Source organism: Streptomyces meridianus (assembly GCF_023703325.1).
GTDB classification, from domain to species: Bacteria; Actinomycetota; Actinomycetes; order Streptomycetales; family Streptomycetaceae; genus Streptomyces; species Streptomyces meridianus.
On the sequence record NZ_JAMQGM010000061.1, the window covers coordinates 41,854 to 59,801 of the forward strand.

Genomic DNA, 17,948 nt, shown 5'->3' on the forward strand with positions numbered 1-17,948 from the left:
CGTCCCCTGCCCGGAACGCACCGAGGCCNNGGCCTCGGTGCGTTCCGGGCGGAGCGCTCAGTGCGGCAGCCGGTACATCCCGCCCGCCAGCGGCTCCACCAGTCCGTCCGACACCAGTCCGTCGAGGGCCCGCGCCCGCTGGACGGGGTCGTGCCAGACCGCGTCCAACTGGGACTGGGGCACCGGATCGTGAGCCTCGCGCAGCACCGCCAGCAGCTTTCCGCGCACCTGGCGGTCGGTGCCGGCGTACGTCTGGCCGCGGCGCGCCGGGCCCTCGTGCGCCGGCGAGCCCGCCAGCCGCCACGCGCACTGCTCGGCGACGGGGCAGCTCCCGCAGTCGGGCGAGCGGGCCGTGCAGATCAGCGCACCGAGCTCCATCGTCGCCGCGGCCCAGCGCGCGGCGGACTGCGGGTCCTCCGGGAGCAGAGCCCGCGCGAGATGGCGTTCGGCGGCGGTGGTCGCGGTCGGCGGATACTGCGTGCCGGTCACGGCCCGGGCGAACACCCGCCGGACGTTGGTGTCGAGGACCGGATGTCGCTGGCCGTACGCGAAGGACGCCACAGCCGACGCGGTGTACTCGCCGACTCCGGGCAGGGCCAGCAGCTTGGCGTGGTCACGCGGCACGTCACCACCGTGACGCTCCTTTATCGCGGACGCGGCCGCGTGCAGCCGCAGAGCCCGGCGCGGATAGCCGAGGCGGCCCCAGGCGCGGACGGCCTCGCCGGGAGTCTCGGCAGCGAGATCGGCCGGTCTGGGCCAGCGCGCGAGCCACTGCTCGTACACGGGCAGCACGCGGTTGACCGGGGTCTGCTGGAGCATGAACTCGCTGACCATGACGCCCCAGGGGCCGGCTTCGGGACGGCGCCAGGGCAGGTCGCGGGCGTGCTCCTCGAACCACTCGATGACGGGCGTGTGGAGGACGGTACGGGGGGCTGGGGTGCTCGTGGTCGCAGTCATGGCACCCCCGATCCTGGCACGCCGAGGCGCGGGGTGGCGTGCCCCCGCGCCGGAGAGACCGCGTCAGGCCCCCTGGGGCGGGGCGCATACGGCCTAAGACCGCGTCCTGAAGAGACCCGGACGGGTCCGGCGTCACGACCGCCGCACCGCCTGCCACAGGCTCCCCGCGGCCGGCCCGCCCCGCGGCAGCAGCCGCTTCCCCGCGGCCAAGCGGTCCGGCGGCGGTCCCGGGACCGTCAGCTGCCGGACGGCGTCGCCGACTCCGGCGGCGCGCTGTCCGAGGGTTCGGGGCCCGGCCCGGTCGGCGTCGGCGTGGGAGTCGGCGACGGATCGCTCGGGCTCGGCGATGGCTCGGTCGGCGTCGGCGAGGGCTGCGCCCCGCGACCCTCGATGGAGATCGTCACGCCACCGGGCGCGATCGACACCCGGGCACGCCACGGGCCTTCGGGCTCCCGGCCATGGTCGACCGTCACCGTGATCGTCACGGAATCGCCCGGCCTCAGCCGGCCCGCCGACTGGCTGAGCCGGAGCCACGGCGCGCCGGCCACCGCGGACCAGGAGACCGGCGAACCGCCCGACGCGGTCAGGATGATGACGGTCGTGTCCCCGCGGGGATGGGCGGCCACGGTGATCCGCCCGGGGCCGCGGCTCGGGCTCGGGCGGCCGTCCTCGTCCGGGTGGCCGGCCCGGGGCGGCCCGGACCCCTTCCGGCCCTCCCCGTCGACGACCTCCACCGAGACGTCCGGCGCCCCGCTCGCGTCGCCGAAACCCGGGTGCGGGCCCACCTCCGCATTGCCCGCATTCTCGTAGTGGCGGTCGCGCAGCCCGTCCGTGTCCGAAGCGGTCACCGGGTTCGAACCCTCCGTCTCGCCGGTGAGCGGCGCCCCGCGGTACGTCGCCCAGAGCGCCAGCACCGGAGCCGCCACCACCGTCGCCACGACGGCGGAGGTCATCGCCCGGCTGCCGATCCGGCGCCGCCGCGCCGCGTGGTCCTTGGGGTCGACGGGGAAGCCGCTGCGGTCGAAGCGCGGCCCCGGGCCGCCGCCCGCCGGACCGGTGCGCTGTACGGACAGCATCACCGCGTGAACCTCCGCGCGGGGCGCCGCGAGCACCGGCAGCAGGCCCGGTGCGGAAGCGCTGCCCGGCCACGGCCCGCCGGCCGTGGCGCGCTCGGCAACCCGCCGGCAGCCCGCGCAGTCGTCGACGTGCCGGACGAGTTCCCGGCGCAGCGCCGGGCCCAGCAGCACCTGCTCGTCCCCGGTCAGCCGGGCAACGACCGGGCAGGCTCCGTGCTGGACGACGGTGAGCGCCGCCCGGGTCCGCTCCACCTCACATGCGGCGCCGGCGAGCAGTGTGCGCGTCTCCTCCTGTTCCAGGCCCAGAACCTCGGCAATCTCGTCGGTGGGCAACTGGTGACGGGCCGAAAGTTCCAGCGCCTCGCGCTGTGCCGGCGCCGTGCCCGCGGCCTCCGGCCAGGCCAGCGCCGCCAGTTCGCGCCGCCGCTCCTCGGCCGGGACCGGGCCCTGCTCGGCGTGGCCCGGGGTGCCCACCGGCCGGTGCCGGCGGGCAAGCGCTCGCCGGCAGGACCAGCGGGCGAGCGCGTAGAGCCAGGGACGGAGCCGACGGGCGTCGGCGGGCCCGCGGCCCTTGCGGCGCTCGGCGAAGGCCAGAACCTCCCCGAGCGCCGCCGTGGCCGCGTCGTGCTCGCACAGCACGGACAAGCAGTACGTGAACAGGCCGTCCAGGTACGGCTCGTAGCGCGCCGGCGGTTGCCGGGGCGCGGCGGGAGCCGGATGCTGCGCCCGGCGGTGCGCCCGGTGTGCGCCGGTGGTGTGCGTGGGGTGCTCGCGCCTGCTGCTCATCACTCGGTGACCGTAGGCGGATGATGGAGCTTTGCTGCCACCGCTCGGGAAGGTTTAACCCATACGGGTGACCATCTCCCTCGTAAGGGGACAGAAGGGCTGCGGTCCCGCGGGGTGCGCCGAGGACGCGCCGGGGCGCTGTCGGAGCCCCCCGCTACGGTGTGGCGCATGGCTGCCCGCTCCCGTACGTCCGCCAAGGACCGTCCCTCCTACCGCTGCACCGAGTGCGGCTGGACCACCGCCAAGTGGCTCGGCCGGTGCCCCGAATGCCAGGCGTGGGGCACGGTCGAGGAGTTCGGCGGCGCACCCGCCGTCCGGACCACGGCTCCCGGCCGGGTGACGTCCGCTGCACTGCCCATCGCGCAGGTCGACGGACGCCGGGCCACCGCCCGCACCACGTGCGTCGAAGAACTCGACCGGGTGCTCGGCGGCGGGCTCGTCCCGGGCGCCGTCGTGCTGCTCGCCGGTGAGCCGGGAGTCGGCAAGTCCACGCTCCTGCTGGACGTCGCGGCCAAGGCGGCGAGCGAACAGGAGCGCACGCTCTACGTCACGGGCGAGGAGTCGGCGAGTCAGGTGCGGCTGCGGGCCGACCGGATCGGCGCCCTCGACGACCACCTCTATCTCGCCGCCGAGACCGACCTCTCCGCGGTCCTCGGGCACCTGGACTCCGTCAAGCCGTCGTTGCTCGTCCTGGACTCCGTGCAGACGGTGGCCTCGCCGGAGATCGACGGCGCGCCCGGCGGGATGGCCCAGGTCCGCGAGGTCGCCGGGGCCCTGATCCGGGCCTCCAAGGAGCGAGGGATGTCCACCATCCTGGTGGGCCACGTGACGAAGGACGGGGCGATCGCCGGCCCGCGTCTGCTCGAGCACCTCGTGGACGTCGTACTGCACTTCGAGGGCGACCGGCATGCCCGGCTCCGCCTGGTGCGGGGGGTCAAGAACCGCTACGGCACCACCGACGAGGTGGGCTGCTTCGAGCTGCACGACGAGGGGATCACCGGGCTCGCCGACCCGTCGGGCCTCTTCCTCACCCGTCGCGACGAGCCCGTCCCCGGCACCTGCCTCACCGTCACGCTGGAGGGGCGGCGGCCGCTCGTCGCCGAGGTGCAGGCGCTGACCGTCGACTCGCAGATTCCCTCGCCACGGCGGACGACGTCCGGCCTGGAGACGTCCCGGGTCTCGATGATGCTGGCCGTCCTGGAGCAGCGCGGCAAGATCTCGCAGCTCGGCAAGCGCGACATCTACAGCGCGACGGTCGGCGGGGTGAAGCTGACCGAGCCCGCCGCGGACCTCGCGGTGGCCCTGGCCCTGGCCAGCGCGGCCAGTGACGTCCCGCTGCCGAAGAACCTCGTCGCCATCGGCGAGGTCGGTCTCGCCGGCGAGGTCCGGCGGGTCACCGGCGTGCAGCGGCGGCTGGCGGAGGCGGCCCGGCTGGGCTTCACGCAGGCCCTCGTCCCGGCCGATCCGGGCCGGGTTCCCTCGGGCATGAAGGTGACCGAGGTGGCGAACGTGGGGGACGCCCTGCGCGTGCTGCCGCGCAGGGCTCCGCGCGAGCGCCCCCGGGGCGAGCCGGAGGCCGCCGTGTCCGGACCCGGCGGTGAGCACCGCTGACGGGACCCGGGGGAGAGGCCCCGCACGACGGGCGCGACCGCCGGTAGACTTTGCCCTGGTCTCGCCCGTACGTACGCACCCGGGCACTCGAAAACCCCGCGACCGGAGGAGTGCAGTGGCATCCAACGACCGGGCAGCAGCTCCCGGCAAGTCCGGTTGGGGATTCCCCTCCCGCAGGGACCTCGGAGGGGCCGACAGCCTGATGCGCGCCTCGCTGAGCGCGGTCGCGCCCGGTACGGCCCTGCGCGATGGTCTCGAGCGCATCCTCCGCGGCAACACCGGAGGGCTGATCGTCCTCGGTATGGACAGGACCGTCGAGTCGCTGTGCACCGGCGGATTCGTGCTCGACGTCGAGTTCACCGCAACCCGGCTGCGTGAGCTGTGCAAACTGGACGGCGCGCTGATCCTCGACAAGGACATCACCAAGATCCTTCGCGCTGGCGTACAGCTCGTCCCCGATTCCACGATCGCCACCGAGGAGACCGGCACCCGGCACCGCACCGCGGACCGCGTCAGCCGGCAGGTGGGTTTCCCCGTGGTCTCGGTCAGCCAGTCGATGCGGCTCATCGCCCTCTACGTGGACGGCCAGCGCCGGGTCCTCGAGGACTCCGCAGCCATCCTGTCCCGCGCGAACCAGGCGCTGGCGACGCTGGAGCGCTACAAACTCCGCCTCGACGAGGTGGCGGGGACGCTGTCGGCGCTGGAGATCGAGGACCTGGTCACGGTCCGGGACGTCACGGCTGTCGCCCAGCGGCTGGAAATGGTCCGGCGGATCGCCGCGGAGATCGCCGAGTACGTGGTCGAGCTGGGCACCGACGGCCGGCTCCTCTCGCTCCAGCTGGACGAGCTGATCGCAGGTGTCGAGCCGGAGCGTGAGCTCGTGATCAGGGACTACGTGCCGGAGCCGACCGCCAAGCGCTCCCGCTCCGTCTCCGAGGCGCTGGCGGAGCTGGACGGGCTGACCCACTCCGAACTGCTCGAGCTGTCCACCGTGGCCCGGGCCCTCGGCCACACCGGGGCACCGGAGACGCTCGACTCGGCGGTCTCGCCGCGCGGTTACCGTCTGCTCGCGAAGGTCCCGCGACTCCCCAACACGATCATCGAGCGGCTCGTGGAGCACTTCGGGGGGCTGCAGAAGCTGCTGGCGGCAAGCGTCGACGACCTGCAGATGGTGGACGGCGTGGGGGAGGCCCGGGCCCGTTCGGTCCGCGAGGGACTGTCCCGGCTTGCGGAGTCCTCGATCCTCGAGCGGTACGTCTGACCGTTCCGGCGGTGCGTACGGTCCGTGCCCGCCGGCGGGACGGCCGGTGCCGCTGATCGGCCCGCCCCCTGCCCGGGCGGGCGACGAGGTCCGGCCCGTTCAGTCCTTCTTCAGCGAGAACGACACCCGGGCCGTCCGCAGACCGTCGGCGCGGGCCTCCACCAGGTAGGTGCCGGGGTCGGCCGACCCGGCGCGCGGTGTCGAGCACCGGGGCTCGCTCGCCTTGCGGTCCCATGTCACCTTCTGCGCGGCCTCGCCGCCGGCGGGCACCGCGAGCAGCAACTGGCCGGTGTCCCGTGGGCAGTCCCCGGAGGCCCAGATCTCCTGGTCGTCCCCGGCGTAGGTGATGGTGAGCGACGCTGCCTTCCGGGTGAAGTCCAGTTTGCAGGCGGTGCCCGAGGAGTTCTCGGCGACGATCCGGAACTCCGGCTTCTCGTCCGGGGCGTAGGAGTTCTTGGCGCTGCGCACACTCAGCACGACACCCGAGGACGAACAGTCCGGCAGGTTCCGCCCGGCCGGCGTCCCGGCGCCACGGCCACCGCCGCCACCGGATCCCGACGCGGCTCCCGATCCGCCGGCCGACTCCTCGCCCCCCGTACCGCCGGTGCCCGTGCCCCCGTCTCCGGTCTCGTCACGGCCTCCGGGGCGGGAACTGATGGCGGGACCGGAACCGGAGGGTCCCGGGGTGATGGACGGCGCGGGGCGATCGCCGTTCGAGCCGCCGCCCTCGTCGTGCTTCCCGCCGGCCCCACCGAGACCGACCGCCCAGACGGCCAGCAGGGTCACCAGCGCGAGCACGCACAACGCGACCGCTCTCCGCCGCCAGTAGATGGAGGAGGGGAGAGGTCCGACCGGTCTGCGCAGTGATCCCACGCGCAAACTGTACGAGAGAACGAGGCACGTTCAGGGCAGTACCCGCCGCCGTCCGGCCCAACTTTTGCTGATGATCAGTCCGGAAGCCGGGCCGGCGGGCAGACGCCTGCCGGTTCGTCGTTCCACGGCGTACGAAGGCTCCCGATGACGGACCATCAGTGGATTTCACCTGGTCCGTCCACGACACGAGCGCCCCCTGGGGCCCGTCGGGCAGGGACGCACCGAGAGAGCTACGCCGGGTCCGCCGGATGCGGCGCCATCGGGAGCAGGGAGGCCATCCGGGCCTCGCACAGGCCGACCAGCTCGTCGTAGGCAGGCTTGCCCATCAGTTCGATGAGTTCCGGCCGGTAGGAGACGTAGACCGGGTCGCCGGCCCCGTGCGCGGACGCGGCGGACGTGCACCACCAGTGCAGGTCGTGCCCGCCCGGGCCCCAGCCCCGCCGGTCGTACTCGCCGATCGAGATCATCAGGATCTGGGTGTCGTCCGGCCGGTCCACCCAGTCGTAGGTGCGGCGGACCGGCAGTTGCCAGCAGACGTCCGGCTTGGTCTCCAGCGGCTCGCGGCCCTCCTTCAGGGCGAGCGTGTGCAGGGCGCAGCCGGCGCCGCCGGGGAAGCCGGGCCGGTTGAGGAAGATGCAGGCGCCGTGGTGGCGGCGGGTCTGCCGCTCCCCGTCCTCGTCCTTCTCCACCCAGCCCGTCCCGGTGCCCACGTCGTGGAACTGCCAGGTCTCGGGCGTCAGCCGGGCGGCGTGCTCGGCGACGCGCCGCTCGTCGTCCTCGTCGGAGAAATGCGCGCCGAGCGTGCAGCAGCCGTCGCTCGCCCGTCCGGCCTGGATGCCCTGGCAGCCGTGGCCGAAGATGCAGTTCCAGCGTGAGGTCAGCCAGGTGAGGTCGCAGCGGAAGACCTGCTCGTCGTCGGCGGGGTCGGGAAACTCGACCCAGGCCCGGGTGAAGTCCATGCCGGTCTCGTCGGTGGCGGGCACGGGACCCCGTACCGGCGGCTGGGCATCCGGATCGACCTGGTACTTGGCATCCACCGGGTCCGCGCCGACGGCATCCGGGTTGTCCTGGTTCACGTTCTTCGTCTCTGCCACGCCCCCAGCGTATGCGGGACCGGTACGTACGTGAGCGCCGACGGACCGCAGTAGCGTGCTTCCTATGAGACTCGGTGTCCTCGATGTGGGGTCCAACACGGTCCACCTGCTGGTGGTCGACGCGCACCCCGGAGCCCGCCCGCTGCCGGCCCACTCGCACAAGGCCGAGCTGCGCCTTGCCGAGCTCCTCGAAGGCAACGGCGCCATCCACACGTCGGGCGTCGACCGGCTCGTCGCCACCGTCCGGGACGCGCTCGAGGCGGCCGAGGACAAGGGAGTCGAGGCCGTCCTGCCGTTCGCGACCTCCGCGGTGCGCGAGGCGGCCAACGCCGACGAGGTGCTGGCCCGGCTCGCTGCCGAGACCGGAGTCGAGCTGGCCGTGCTCGACGGCGACGAGGAGGCGCGGCTCACCTTCCTCGCCGCCCGGCGCTGGTACGGCTGGTCGGCCGGACGGCTGCTGGTGCTCGACATCGGGGGCGGGTCGCTGGAGATCGCGTACGGGCTCGACGAGGAACCGGACCGGGCCGTTTCGCTGCCGCTCGGAGCCGGGCGGCTGACCAGCGCGTGGCTGCCGGGGGATCCCCCGGATCCGGCCGCGGTCAAGGCGCTGCGCCGTCATGTGCGCGCCGAAATAGCCCGCATCGTGGGCGAGTTCAACCGTATGGGGTCGCCTGATCATGTCGTGGGGACGTCCAAGACCTTCCGCCAGCTCGCGCGGATCGGCGGAGCGGCCCGCTCGGCCGAGGGCCTCTACGTCCAGCGGGTGCTGACCCGGAAGGCGCTCGAGGAGTGGGTGCCGCGGCTCGCCGCGATGACCGTGGCCGAGCGCCGCGAGCTGCCCGGTGTGTCCGAGGGCCGGGCCGGCCAGCTGCTCGCCGGGGCCCTGGTCGCGGAGGCGTCGATGGACCTGTTCGACGTCGACGAGCTGGAGATCTGCCCCTGGGCGCTGCGTGAGGGCGTCATCCTGCGCCGTCTGGACCAGCTCCCGGACTGAGCCATGGGCCCCGGTGCCTGGGCGCGCCCCGCCGGGGCCGGGGCCCGCACGTCCCGTCCCGCCGGGCACGCGGCGTAGCCCATCTCACATTCCGGCGCCAACGCCCGCCCCGGCCTGGTGTTTCGGACGCCGGAGGGCAGGCGGCCTCCCCCGGGACGGGGTGTGACACGCCGTACGCTGTTCCCCGTGGCTCAACCAGTGGTGCGCATCCCGGAAGCGAAGGTCGCCCTGTCCACCGCCTCCGTGTACCCGGAGTCGACGGCGACGGCCTTCGAGATCGCCGCACGCCTCGGCTACGACGGTGTCGAGATCATGGTCTGGACGGACCCGGTCAGCCAGGACGTGGAGGCGCTGCGCAGACTGTCCGACCACCACGGCGTGCCCATCCTCGCAGTGCACGCGCCGTGTCTGCTGATCACCCAGCGCGTCTGGTCCACCGACCCGTGGGTCAAGTTGCAGCGGGCCCGGTCGGCGGCCGAGCGGCTGGGAGCGTCCACGGTGGTCGTGCACCCCCCGTTCCGCTGGCAGCGCGGATATGCGCGCGAGTTCGTCAACGGGCTATGGCGGATGGCGGGGGAGACGGATGTCCGGTTCGGCGTCGAGAACATGTACCCGTGGCGTTACCGCGACCGCGAGATGCTCGCCTACGCCCCGGACTGGGACGTCACCAACCACGACTACCGCCACTTCACCGTCGACCTCTCGCACACGGCGACCTCCCGCAGCGACACACTGGCCATGGTCGATCGCATGGGCGACCGGCTGGCGCACGTCCACCTCGCCGACGGCAGTGGCTCGGGCAAGGACGAGCACCTGGTGCCGGGCCGCGGCAACCAGCCGTGCGCCGAGGTGCTGGAGAAGCTCGCCGGCTCGGGTTTCGACGGGCACGTGGTGGTCGAGGTCAACACCCGTCGTGCCCTGTCGGCGGCCGAACGCGAAGCCGATCTGGCCGAGGCCCTGGCCTTCACCCGCCGCCATCTCGCCGCGTCCCGCGCAGCGGGCGACGAGCGGAAGGTGCCCCGGACGTGAGCGCTGCGGAGCCCCGCAGACGCGGACGGCCCGCCGGCGCCCGGTCCGGTGACCCCGCCACCCGCGAACGCATCCTCGCCGCAGCCCGCACCGAGTTCTCCGAGCGCGGGTACGACAAGGCGTCCATCCGCGGTATCGCCAAGGCCGCCGGAGTCGACGCCGCGCTCGTCCATCACTACTTCGGACCCAAGGACCAGGTCTTCGAGGCCGCCGTCGAGCTGGTCTTCGCCCCCGCGCTCGACCTGCCGGACGTGGTGGCCCGGAGCGCGGCCGGCGACATGGGTGAGCGGCTCACGCGGTTCTTCCTCGGCATCTGGGAAAACCCGGTCTCGCGCCAGCCGCTGCTGGCCGTCGTCCGTTCCGCGGTGGCCAACGAGACGGCCGCCGCAGTGTTCCGCAGACTCGTCACGGTCCAGCTGCTGCGCAGGGTCGCGGACGAACTGGAGGGGGGCGACCGGGAACTTCGGGCCGAGATGGCCGCGGCGCAGCTGGTCGGGGTGATGATGCTGCGTTACGTCATCCGGATCGAACCGATCGCGTCGGCCGACCCCGAGCAGGTCGTCGCGATTGCCGCGCCCGCGGTGCAGCGTCACCTGGAGCCGAGCCGGGACTGACGCTCCGCGCACCCGCGCGCCGGGACCGGCACGCCGGGCTCACGGGCTCGAACCGGCCTTCGCACCGAAGCCACCCGGGGGTGAGATCGACGTCCCGAATGCCGGACAGGATGTCCGGATCCTGGAGCCGCAGCGTACGCTCGACACGAGCCCGTCCCTGTACGGCCGCCCCTTGCGAGGGCACCACCGGGGCCGGCGCCGTACGCCGCGTACGAACCGAGGGAGTGACCATCGTGCCCGAGCTGAGGTCCCGCACCGTTACCCACGGCCGCAACATGGCAGGCGCCCGCGCACTGCTGCGCGCGGCAGGCGTGGAGCGTGACGACTTCGGCAAGCCGATCATCGCGGTGGCCAACAGTTTCACCGAGTTCGTCCCCGGGCACACCCACCTCCAGCCGGTCGGCCGCATCGTCTCCGAAGCGATCAAGGAAGCGGGCGGCATCCCCCGCGAGTTCAACACCATCGCGGTCGACGACGGCATCGCCATGGGCCACGGCGGCATGCTCTACTCGCTCCCCTCCCGTGACCTGATCGCCGACTCCGTCGAGTACATGACCGAGGCGCACTGCGCCGACGCGCTGATCTGCATCTCCAACTGCGACAAGATCACCCCCGGGATGCTGATGGCCGCGCTGCGCCTGAACATCCCGGTGGTCTTCGTCTCCGGCGGCCCGATGGAGGCCGGGAAGACGACCCTGGTCGACGGCACGGTCCGCTCGAACCTGGACCTGGTGCACGCCATGTCCGAGTCGGTCTCGGACACCATGTCCGACGAGAACCTGATGCGCATCGAGGAGGCCGCCTGCCCGACCTGCGGCTCCTGCTCCGGCATGTTCACCGCCAATTCCATGAACTGCCTGGTCGAGGCGCTGGGACTGGGCCTGCCCGGCAACGGCTCGGTCCTCGCCACCCACACCGCCCGCAAGGAGCTCTACCAGGCTGCGGGCCGCACGGTCGTCGAGATCACCAAGCGTCACTACGAGCAGGACGACCACACGGTCCTGCCCCGCAGCATCGCCTCCCGCCCGGCGTTCGAGAACGCCATGGCCCTCGACGTCGCCATGGGTGGCTCGACCAACACCGTGCTGCACCTGCTCGCCGCCGCCCAGGAAGCCGGGCTCGACTTCGCCATGGCGGACATCGACGCCGTCTCCCGCCGCGTCCCCTGCGTCTGCAAGGTCGCCCCGAACGGCGACTACCACATGGAGGACGTCCACCGGGCCGGCGGCATCCCCGCCATCCTCGGCGAGCTCCAGCGCGCGGGCCATCTGCACGAGGACGTGCACGCCGTCCACGCGGACTCGCTCGCCGAGTGGCTCAAGAGCTGGGACATCCGCGGCGGTTCACCCTCCCCCGAGGCCCTCGAGATGTTCTACGCGGCCCCCGGCTGCGTCCGCTCGGCGACCGCCTTCTCCCAGTCCGAGCGGTGGGAGTCCCTGGACACCGACGAGGCGAACGGCTGCATCCGCGACGCCGCGCACGCCTACTCGGCCGACGGCGGCCTGGCGGTGCTGTACGGCAACCTCGCCGAGGACGGCTGCGTGGTGAAGACCGCGGGCGTCGACGAGTCGATCTGGGTCTTCGAGGGCCCGGCCGTGGTCGTCGAGTCCCAGGAGGAGGCCGTCGACGCGATCCTCAACAAGCGGGTCAAGGAGGGCGACGTCGTGGTCGTCCGCTACGAGGGCCCCAAGGGCGGCCCGGGCATGCAGGAAATGCTCTATCCGACGGCCTTCCTCAAGGGCCGCGGGCTCGGCGCCAAGTGTGCGCTGATCACCGACGGACGCTTCTCCGGTGGCACCTCGGGCCTGTCCATCGGCCACGTCTCCCCCGAGGCGGCGTCCGGAGGTGCCATCGCGCTGGTCCGCAACGGCGACCGGATCTCCATCGACATCCCGAACCGCACCATCAGCCTCGACGTGTCGTCCGAGGAACTGCACGACCGCCGGGCCGAGCTGGAACAGAACCTCGGCGGCTACCGTCCCGCCGGCCGCGAGCGCAAGGTGTCGCTCGCGCTGCGCGCGTACGCCGCCATGGCGACGAGTGCCGACAAGGGCGCTGTCCGGGACGTCAGCAGGGCCGATGGCTGACGTCGACGCGGACACCGGGCCGGCGCCGGAACCGCTGCGCTTCTTCGGTACGACCTGGGTCGAGCGCGGCGGCACGTACGCGCTGCGCCGCGTCGTCGTCGCGGCCGGGTCCCTGCTGGCCGCGGCCGCGGGAGCGTTTCTGCTGCGCCTCGCCTACGAGGGTCTGGCCATCGCCGCCGTCGGCGGTCTGGTCAGCATGCTCGTGGTGGTGATGTTCGCGGCGTGCAGCGCGCTCGCCTTCCGCCGCACCTGGGAGGGGTTCGGCCGCCGTCCGGAGCCGGCCGACGCGTCCGTGGAGCGGTCCATGGCCAGTGTCCGGACCATCGGGTTCCTCGGGGTCCTGCTCGCCTGGTTCGTCCGCTGCTTCGTCGAGGCGCCGGGTGAGAAGCTGCATCGCGCCGCGTACGACCGGGAGCGGGAGCTGCACACCCGCCGCCGGGTCTCCCGCGCAGGCAACCCGGCCGTCCGCAGTCGCAAACGACGCTGACCGACCGGGCGGGCACGGCCGCCCGGTACGGCGCATGCGTGCGGCCCGGCCCGAGGTCTCGGAAAGACCTCGTTTCTCCCCGACGGCCACGGCACCATGGAGCCATGACGCCGTCATCAGCGCAGGCCCTCTCCTTCGACGCGGTCGCCGACCAGTACGCCGCGTCCCGTCCCGGTTACCCCACCGAACTGTTCGACGCAGTCGAGGAGTTGACCGGGCGGCCGCTCGCCGGGGCTGACGTCGTCGACGTCGGCGCCGGGACCGGCATCGCCACCGCCCTGTTGCGGGAGCGCGGTGCCCGCGTCACCGCGGCCGAACCCACGACGGGCATGGCCGCCGGGCTCCGGGCCGCGCAGCCGGACGTCCCCGTGGTGCGGGCCGACGGCAACGCCCTGCCGTTCCGCGACGCGAGCGCCGACCTCGTCACCTACGCCCAGGCGTGGCACTGGACCGACCCGGCTCGCTCCGTCCCCGAGGCCCTGCGCGTGCTGCGTCCCGGCGGCGCGCTCGCCCTGTGGTGGAACGTGCCCGATCTCGCACACCAGTGGGTGGCCGAGCAGGAACGACGGCTCACCGAGCGGTGTGCGACCTACCGCCCGTCGGGCTTCCCGGACACCGTTCCCGGCCTGCTGGCCCCCTTCGGGCTGCGGATCGCGACCCGCTCGGTGAGGTGGTCCCGGCGGATCACGATCGACCAGCACCTCGAATGCCTCTCCAGCCACTCGTTCATCGCGATGCTCGGCGACGACGGCGCCGCGGAGATCCTGCGCGACGAGCGGGCCGTGCTGCTCGCGGAGTTCCCCGACGGGATGCTCGACGAGCCGTACGTCCTGCAGCTCGTGGTGGCCCGCCGGCCGCGGGCCGCCGTTGCGGACACCGCCGGCTGACGACGGCCCCTCAGCGCACGGCGGGCCGCTGCTCCGCGTACAGCCACACGTCGAACAGCTCGCTCAGCTCCTTGCCGGTGACCCGTTCGCAATAGGCCACGAAGTCCGCCGTGGCCGCGTTCCGGTGCCGGTACCGGGCCGGCCAGCCCTTGAGGATCCGGAAGAACGCGGTATCGCCGACCGCCCGGCGCAGCTGCTGGAGCAGCATCGCACTGCGCTCGTACACCGGGTCGCCGAAGACCGTCGTGGGGCGCGGACGACCGGGCGGGTGGTTCCAGAAGCCGTCGCCGCGCCCGGCGTACGCGTCGTCGAACGCCTGCTGCGCATCCGGCCCGCCGTGCTGCTCCGACCACAACCACCCGGCGTAGGTGGCGAACCCCTCGTTCAGCCACAGGTCCCGCCAGGTCCTCGGGGTCACCGAGTTGCCGAACCACTGGTGGGCCACCTCGTGGACGAGGGTCAGCCGGTCCGGCGGCCCCGGGAAGACCGGCTTGGTCTGGGTCTCCAGCGCGTAGTCGATGCTCCGCGGGCCGCGGTCCACGATCGCGCCGGCGGAGGAGAACGGATACGGGCCGAACATCCTGGTCCCCCAGTCCACGATCCCGCCCAGACCGTCCAGCGCGTCCCGGCTCGCCGCCGCTTCCCGCGGGTCCACTGCCGTGTAGAGGCGCACGCCACCGGGCGTCCGCGACTCCCTCAGCCGGAACCTCCCGATGGTGGACGTGACCAGATAGCTCGCCACCGGCTCCGCGCTGCGCCAGTGGAACGTCGTACGGCCGCGTGCGGTCCGCCGATCTCGCAGTTCGCCGTTGGCCACGGCCGAGTACCCCTGCGGGACGGTGATCCGGAAGTCGTAGGAGGCCTTGTCGGCCGGATGGTTGTTCACCGGGTACCACGTCATCGCACCGGCCGGCTGGCCGACCACGAGGGCGCCGTCGTCGGTGCGCACCCAGCCCTCCGTCGAGCCGTCCGGGTCGGTCATCGCCCGCGGCTTACCGCGGTACTCGACCCGCGTGGTGAACTCCCGCCCTGCGGCGGCCGGGCGGGCCGGCCGGACGGTCAGCTTGTCGCCGACCCGCCGGATCCGGGCCGCGGCGCCGTTCACGGTGACCCGGCGCACGGTCAGCCCGGAGAGGTCGAGGCCGAACGTGCGCAGGGTCCGCCGGGCCTCTGCGGTGATCACTGCAGAGGCGTCCAGCCGGCCGGAGTGCGGGTCGTAGGCCAGCCGGAGGCGGTAGTGGCGGACGTCGTATCCGCCGTTGCCGAGGCGGGGGAAGACCGGATCGCCCAAGCCCTGCCGCCCGGCGACGTCCCGGTGCTCCGCCGCGCCCGGTCCGGTGCAGGCCGCCGCCGGCAGGGCTGCGGTGATGCCGAGCAGGACGGCCCGACGGAGCAACGGGAGGTTCACGACTCTCCTGCCGTGTGCGAGGGGGGCTGGTCCGACCCTAGGCAGCCGTCGGCTTTCCGTGGTTCCGGCTCGCCGTCGGCCCTTGACGGGCGGCTGACCCCGGAGCAATATTCGCCGCATGATGAATAAAACGGAGGGGCCGGCCGTACGGGCCCGGGGCCTCACGGTGGTGCGCGGCAAACGCACCGTCCTGGACGGACTCGACTTCGACGTCCCCCGCGGCCAGGTCACCGGACTGCTAGGCCCCAGCGGCTGTGGCAAGTCCACCCTGATGCGCGCGATCGCCGGTACCCAGGCCCAGGTCACCGGCAGCCTCGACGTCCTGGGCGGCCCGGCCGGCTCGGCGTCCTTGCGCTCCCGGGTGGGGTACTGCACCCAGGCGCCCTCCGTGTACGACGACCTGACCGTCCGCCAGAACCTCGACTACTTCGCAGCCGTGCTGAGACTCCGGGCGCGCGGCACCGTCGACCGGGTTCTGGCCGACGTCGATCTCGCCGACCACGCGGACTCCCTCGCCGGGAACCTCTCCGGCGGCCAGCGTTCCCGCGTCTCGCTCGCCACGGCACTCCTCGGCGCACCGGAACTGCTCGTCCTCGACGAGCCCACTGTCGGTCTGGACCCGGTGCTCCGCCGCGACCTGTGGGACCTCTTCCACCGCCTCGCGCGCGGGACGGCGGGAGACGGCACCGGCGGGACCACGCTGCTCATCTCCTCCCACGTCATGGACGAGGCCGAGCGCTGCGACCGGCTCCTGCTCATGCGCAGCGGGCGGGTCCTCGCCGACGACACCCCCGCTGCGCTGCACGACCGCACCGGCACCGGCACTGTCGAGGCAGCCTTCCTCCGCCTGGTCGAGGCCGCGAACGACATGGAGGCCCCGCGATGAACGTCACCCGCACCCTCGCCACCGCCCGCCGCGTCCTGCGCCAGCTCGGACACGACCCGCGGACCATCGCGCTCCTGCTGCTCGTCCCCTGTCTGCTCCTGCTCCTGCTGCGCTGGGTCTTCGACTCCGACCCGCGGGCCTTCGACAGCATCGGCGCCTCGCTTCTCGGCATCTTCCCGCTCGTGACGATGTTCCTGGTGACATCCATCGCCACGCTGCGGGAGCGCACGTCGGGAACCCTCGAGCGCCTGCTGTCCATGCCGCTCGGCAAGGCGGACCTGGTGGTCGGCTACGCGCTCGCCTTCGGGCTGGTCGCGGTCGTCCAGGCGGGGCTCGTCACCGGCCTGTCGATCTGGGGGCTCGACCTCGACTTCGCCGGGTCGCCGTGGCTCCTGCTGGTCATCGCCCTGTTGGACACGCTGCTCGGCACAGCGCTGGGCCTGTTCGTGAGCGCCTTCGCCGCGAGCGAGTTCCAGGCCGTGCAGTTCATGCCCGCGGTGATCTTTCCGCAGTTGCTGCTCTGCGGGCTGTTCACCCCACGCGACACGATGCAGCCGGTGCTGGAGGCGATGTCGAATGTGCTGCCGATGTCCTACGCCGTCGACGGCATGAACGAGGTGCTGCGCCATGCCGACGTCACAGGTGACTTCGTCCGCGACGTCTGCGTCGTGGCGGGTTCCGGTCTGCTCGTCCTCGTCCTGGGCGCGGCGACGCTGCGCCGGCGCACCGCCTGAGCGGCCGGGCCGATGCGGACGGCGGTGCGCGTGGCCCCCGACCCGGGGAACCCGCGTACCGCCAGATGGACGGCCGGGCGGTGGCCGTCCCGCCGGTGCAAGGATGGGAAGCGCATCCCGCGCGGATCCGCGCGGCAACCGCATCGGATGGGGTGAGCGCAACCATGACGCAGAAGGTCGCCGTCCTCGGCACCGGCAAGATCGGCGAGGCCCTCCTCTCCGGCATGATCCGTGGGGGCTGGCGGCCGGGGGACCTCATGGTCACCGCCCGGCGCTCGGAGCGCGCCGGGGAACTGCGCGCCCGGTACGGCGTGGAGGCGGTCTCGAACGTGGAGGCGGCCAAGAGTGCCGACACCCTGATCCTGACGGTCAAGCCCCAGGACATGGGCAGCCTGCTCGACGAGCTTGCGCCGCACGTTCCCGCCGACCGGCTGGTCATCAGTGGTGCGGCAGGCATCCCTACGGGCTTCGTCGAGCAGCGGCTGACCGCCGGTGTGCCGGTGATCCGGGTGATGACGAATACCCCGGCCCTCGTGGACCAGGCGATGTCGGTCATCTCCGCGGGCACCCACGTCCGCGAGGAGCACCTCGCCCATGCCGAGGAGATCTTCGACGGCGTCGGCAAGACCCAGCGGGTACCGGAGTCGCAGCAGGACGCGGCGACTGCCCTGTCCGGCTCGGGGCCGGCGTACTTCTACTTCCTGGTCGAGGCGATGACCGACGCCGGCATCCTGCTCGGCCTCCCCCGGGACAAGGCGCACGACCTGATCGTCCAGGCGGCCATCGGCGCCGCGGTGATGCTCCGCGACAGCGGCGAACACCCGGTGAAGCTGCGGGAGGCGGTGACCTCACCGGCCGGGACCACCATCAATGCCATCCGGGAGCTGGAGGGCCACGGTGTGCGCGCGGCCCTCATCGCGGCCATCGAGGCAGCGCGTGACCGCAGCCGCGAGCTGGCCTCGGGCAACGGCTGAGCGTCGGCGGGCCCGGACTCCATGGCGAAGCTGCCCGGCACGACCGGCCTGAACACCCGTCACCTGCAGTCCGCAGCATGGTCCACGACCGTCTGCTCCACATGCCCGACAGGTGCCGCGGTGGGTACCGGCCCCGTTTGGAGGGGTGCGGGCCGTCGTGTAGTGTTCCTCGGGTTGCCACGGAGCCGGT

General features: G+C 73.0%; 16 protein-coding genes. 11 read left to right on the top strand and 5 right to left on the bottom strand.

From position 1 onward, the window contains the following. Window positions 1-57: 57 nt before the first annotated feature. Complete coding sequence (locus tag M1E25_RS24075) at window positions 58-957, bottom strand: iron-sulfur binding domain-containing protein (RefSeq protein ID WP_251419143.1); 900 nt, start codon at window positions 955-957, stop codon at window positions 58-60. A gap of 236 nt (window positions 958-1,193) precedes the next feature. Next, window positions 1,194-2,819: a BACON domain-containing protein gene (locus tag M1E25_RS24080; RefSeq protein ID WP_251419145.1), complete on the bottom strand. Its 1,626-nt coding sequence runs from the start codon at window positions 2,817-2,819 to the stop codon at window positions 1,194-1,196. A gap of 168 nt (window positions 2,820-2,987) precedes the next feature. Between M1E25_RS24080 and radA the strand changes: the two genes are divergently transcribed. Next, window positions 2,988-4,430, top strand: a complete 1,443-nt coding sequence (gene radA, locus M1E25_RS24085) for a DNA repair protein RadA (protein WP_251419147.1) — start codon at window positions 2,988-2,990, stop codon at window positions 4,428-4,430. 115 nt (window positions 4,431-4,545) lie between these two features. Beyond that, on the top strand, window positions 4,546-5,691 hold the full coding sequence (gene disA, locus M1E25_RS24090) for a DNA integrity scanning diadenylate cyclase DisA (protein WP_251419149.1): 1,146 nt from the start codon (window positions 4,546-4,548) through the stop codon (window positions 5,689-5,691). A gap of 99 nt (window positions 5,692-5,790) precedes the next feature. Here the strand turns inward: disA and M1E25_RS24095 are convergent, their stop codons facing one another. Further along, window positions 5,791-6,564: a hypothetical protein gene (locus M1E25_RS24095; RefSeq protein WP_251419151.1), complete on the bottom strand. Its 774-nt coding sequence runs from the start codon at window positions 6,562-6,564 to the stop codon at window positions 5,791-5,793. Between the two features lie 230 nt (window positions 6,565-6,794). Continuing rightward, the gene (locus M1E25_RS24100) at window positions 6,795-7,547 is read right to left on the bottom strand and encodes a DUF3109 family protein (protein WP_251419189.1); all 753 of its coding nucleotides are present in this window, start codon (window positions 7,545-7,547) and stop codon (window positions 6,795-6,797) included. 175 nt (window positions 7,548-7,722) lie between these two features. Between M1E25_RS24100 and M1E25_RS24105 the strand changes: the two genes are divergently transcribed. The 6 genes from M1E25_RS24105 to M1E25_RS24130 all read left to right on the top strand — a co-directional run bounded on the left by M1E25_RS24105 (window position 7,723) and on the right by M1E25_RS24130 (window position 13,756). Further along, window positions 7,723-8,652, top strand: a complete 930-nt coding sequence (locus tag M1E25_RS24105) for a Ppx/GppA family phosphatase (RefSeq protein ID WP_251419153.1) — start codon at window positions 7,723-7,725, stop codon at window positions 8,650-8,652. Window positions 8,653-8,838: 186 nt separating this feature from the next. Beyond that, a complete protein-coding gene (locus M1E25_RS24110; protein ID WP_251419155.1) occupies window positions 8,839-9,681 on the top strand; it encodes a sugar phosphate isomerase/epimerase family protein in 843 nt (280 codons plus the stop codon). Next, the gene (locus tag M1E25_RS24115) at window positions 9,678-10,295 is read left to right on the top strand and encodes a TetR/AcrR family transcriptional regulator (RefSeq protein ID WP_251419157.1); all 618 of its coding nucleotides are present in this window, start codon (window positions 9,678-9,680) and stop codon (window positions 10,293-10,295) included. The genes M1E25_RS24110 and M1E25_RS24115 overlap by 4 nt, the downstream gene beginning before the upstream one ends. Before the next feature lie 233 nt (window positions 10,296-10,528). Further along, window positions 10,529-12,382 carry a dihydroxy-acid dehydratase gene (gene ilvD / locus M1E25_RS24120; protein ID WP_251419160.1) on the top strand — a complete coding sequence of 618 codons (1,854 nt, stop codon included), beginning with the start codon at window positions 10,529-10,531 and terminating at the stop codon, window positions 12,380-12,382. After that, window positions 12,375-12,869 (top strand): hypothetical protein, encoded by a 495-nt coding sequence (locus tag M1E25_RS24125; RefSeq protein ID WP_251419162.1) that lies wholly within the window; start codon window positions 12,375-12,377, stop codon window positions 12,867-12,869. The genes ilvD and M1E25_RS24125 overlap by 8 nt, the downstream gene beginning before the upstream one ends. 104 nt (window positions 12,870-12,973) lie before the next feature. Further along, window positions 12,974-13,756 (top strand): class I SAM-dependent methyltransferase, encoded by a 783-nt coding sequence (locus M1E25_RS24130; RefSeq protein ID WP_251419163.1) that lies wholly within the window; start codon window positions 12,974-12,976, stop codon window positions 13,754-13,756. Window positions 13,757-13,766: 10 nt separating this feature from the next. On the opposite strand, the gene M1E25_RS24135 is transcribed toward M1E25_RS24130, so the two are convergent. Next, on the bottom strand, window positions 13,767-15,164 hold the full coding sequence (locus tag M1E25_RS24135) for a M1 family metallopeptidase (RefSeq protein WP_251419164.1): 1,398 nt from the start codon (window positions 15,162-15,164) through the stop codon (window positions 13,767-13,769). A 118-nt stretch (window positions 15,165-15,282) separates the two neighbouring features. Between M1E25_RS24135 and M1E25_RS24140 the strand changes: the two genes are divergently transcribed. From M1E25_RS24140 to proC, 3 genes are all read left to right on the top strand, one after another. Further along, a complete protein-coding gene (locus M1E25_RS24140) occupies window positions 15,283-16,050 on the top strand; it encodes an ABC transporter ATP-binding protein (RefSeq protein ID WP_251419166.1) in 768 nt (255 codons plus the stop codon). Continuing rightward, complete coding sequence (locus M1E25_RS24145) at window positions 16,047-16,784, top strand: ABC transporter permease (protein WP_251419168.1); 738 nt, start codon at window positions 16,047-16,049, stop codon at window positions 16,782-16,784. The genes M1E25_RS24140 and M1E25_RS24145 overlap by 4 nt, the downstream gene beginning before the upstream one ends. 164 nt (window positions 16,785-16,948) lie before the next feature. Then, window positions 16,949-17,758, top strand: a complete 810-nt coding sequence (gene proC / locus M1E25_RS24150; protein ID WP_251419170.1) for a pyrroline-5-carboxylate reductase — start codon at window positions 16,949-16,951, stop codon at window positions 17,756-17,758. Window positions 17,759-17,948: the final 190 nt, after the last annotated feature.

What these genes read in the sequence shown, in the direction of transcription:
- M1E25_RS24125 (WP_251419162.1), top strand. Translation starts at nt 12,375, where the DNA reads ATGGCTGACGTCGACGCGGACACCGGGCCGGCGCCGGAACCGCTGCGC.
- M1E25_RS24145 (WP_251419168.1), top strand. Translation starts at nt 16,047, where the DNA reads ATGAACGTCACCCGCACCCTCGCCACCGCCCGCCGCGTCCTGCGCCAG.
- radA (WP_251419147.1), top strand. Translation starts at nt 2,988, where the DNA reads ATGGCTGCCCGCTCCCGTACGTCCGCCAAGGACCGTCCCTCCTACCGC.
- M1E25_RS24075 (WP_251419143.1), bottom strand. Translation starts at nt 957, where the DNA reads ATGACTGCGACCACGAGCACCCCAGCCCCCCGTACCGTCCTCCACACG.
- M1E25_RS24105 (WP_251419153.1), top strand. Translation starts at nt 7,723, where the DNA reads ATGAGACTCGGTGTCCTCGATGTGGGGTCCAACACGGTCCACCTGCTG.
- M1E25_RS24140 (WP_251419166.1), top strand. Translation starts at nt 15,283, where the DNA reads ATGATGAATAAAACGGAGGGGCCGGCCGTACGGGCCCGGGGCCTCACG.
- proC (WP_251419170.1), top strand. Translation starts at nt 16,949, where the DNA reads ATGACGCAGAAGGTCGCCGTCCTCGGCACCGGCAAGATCGGCGAGGCC.
- M1E25_RS24130 (WP_251419163.1), top strand. Translation starts at nt 12,974, where the DNA reads ATGACGCCGTCATCAGCGCAGGCCCTCTCCTTCGACGCGGTCGCCGAC.
- M1E25_RS24080 (WP_251419145.1), bottom strand. Translation starts at nt 2,819, where the DNA reads ATGAGCAGCAGGCGCGAGCACCCCACGCACACCACCGGCGCACACCGG.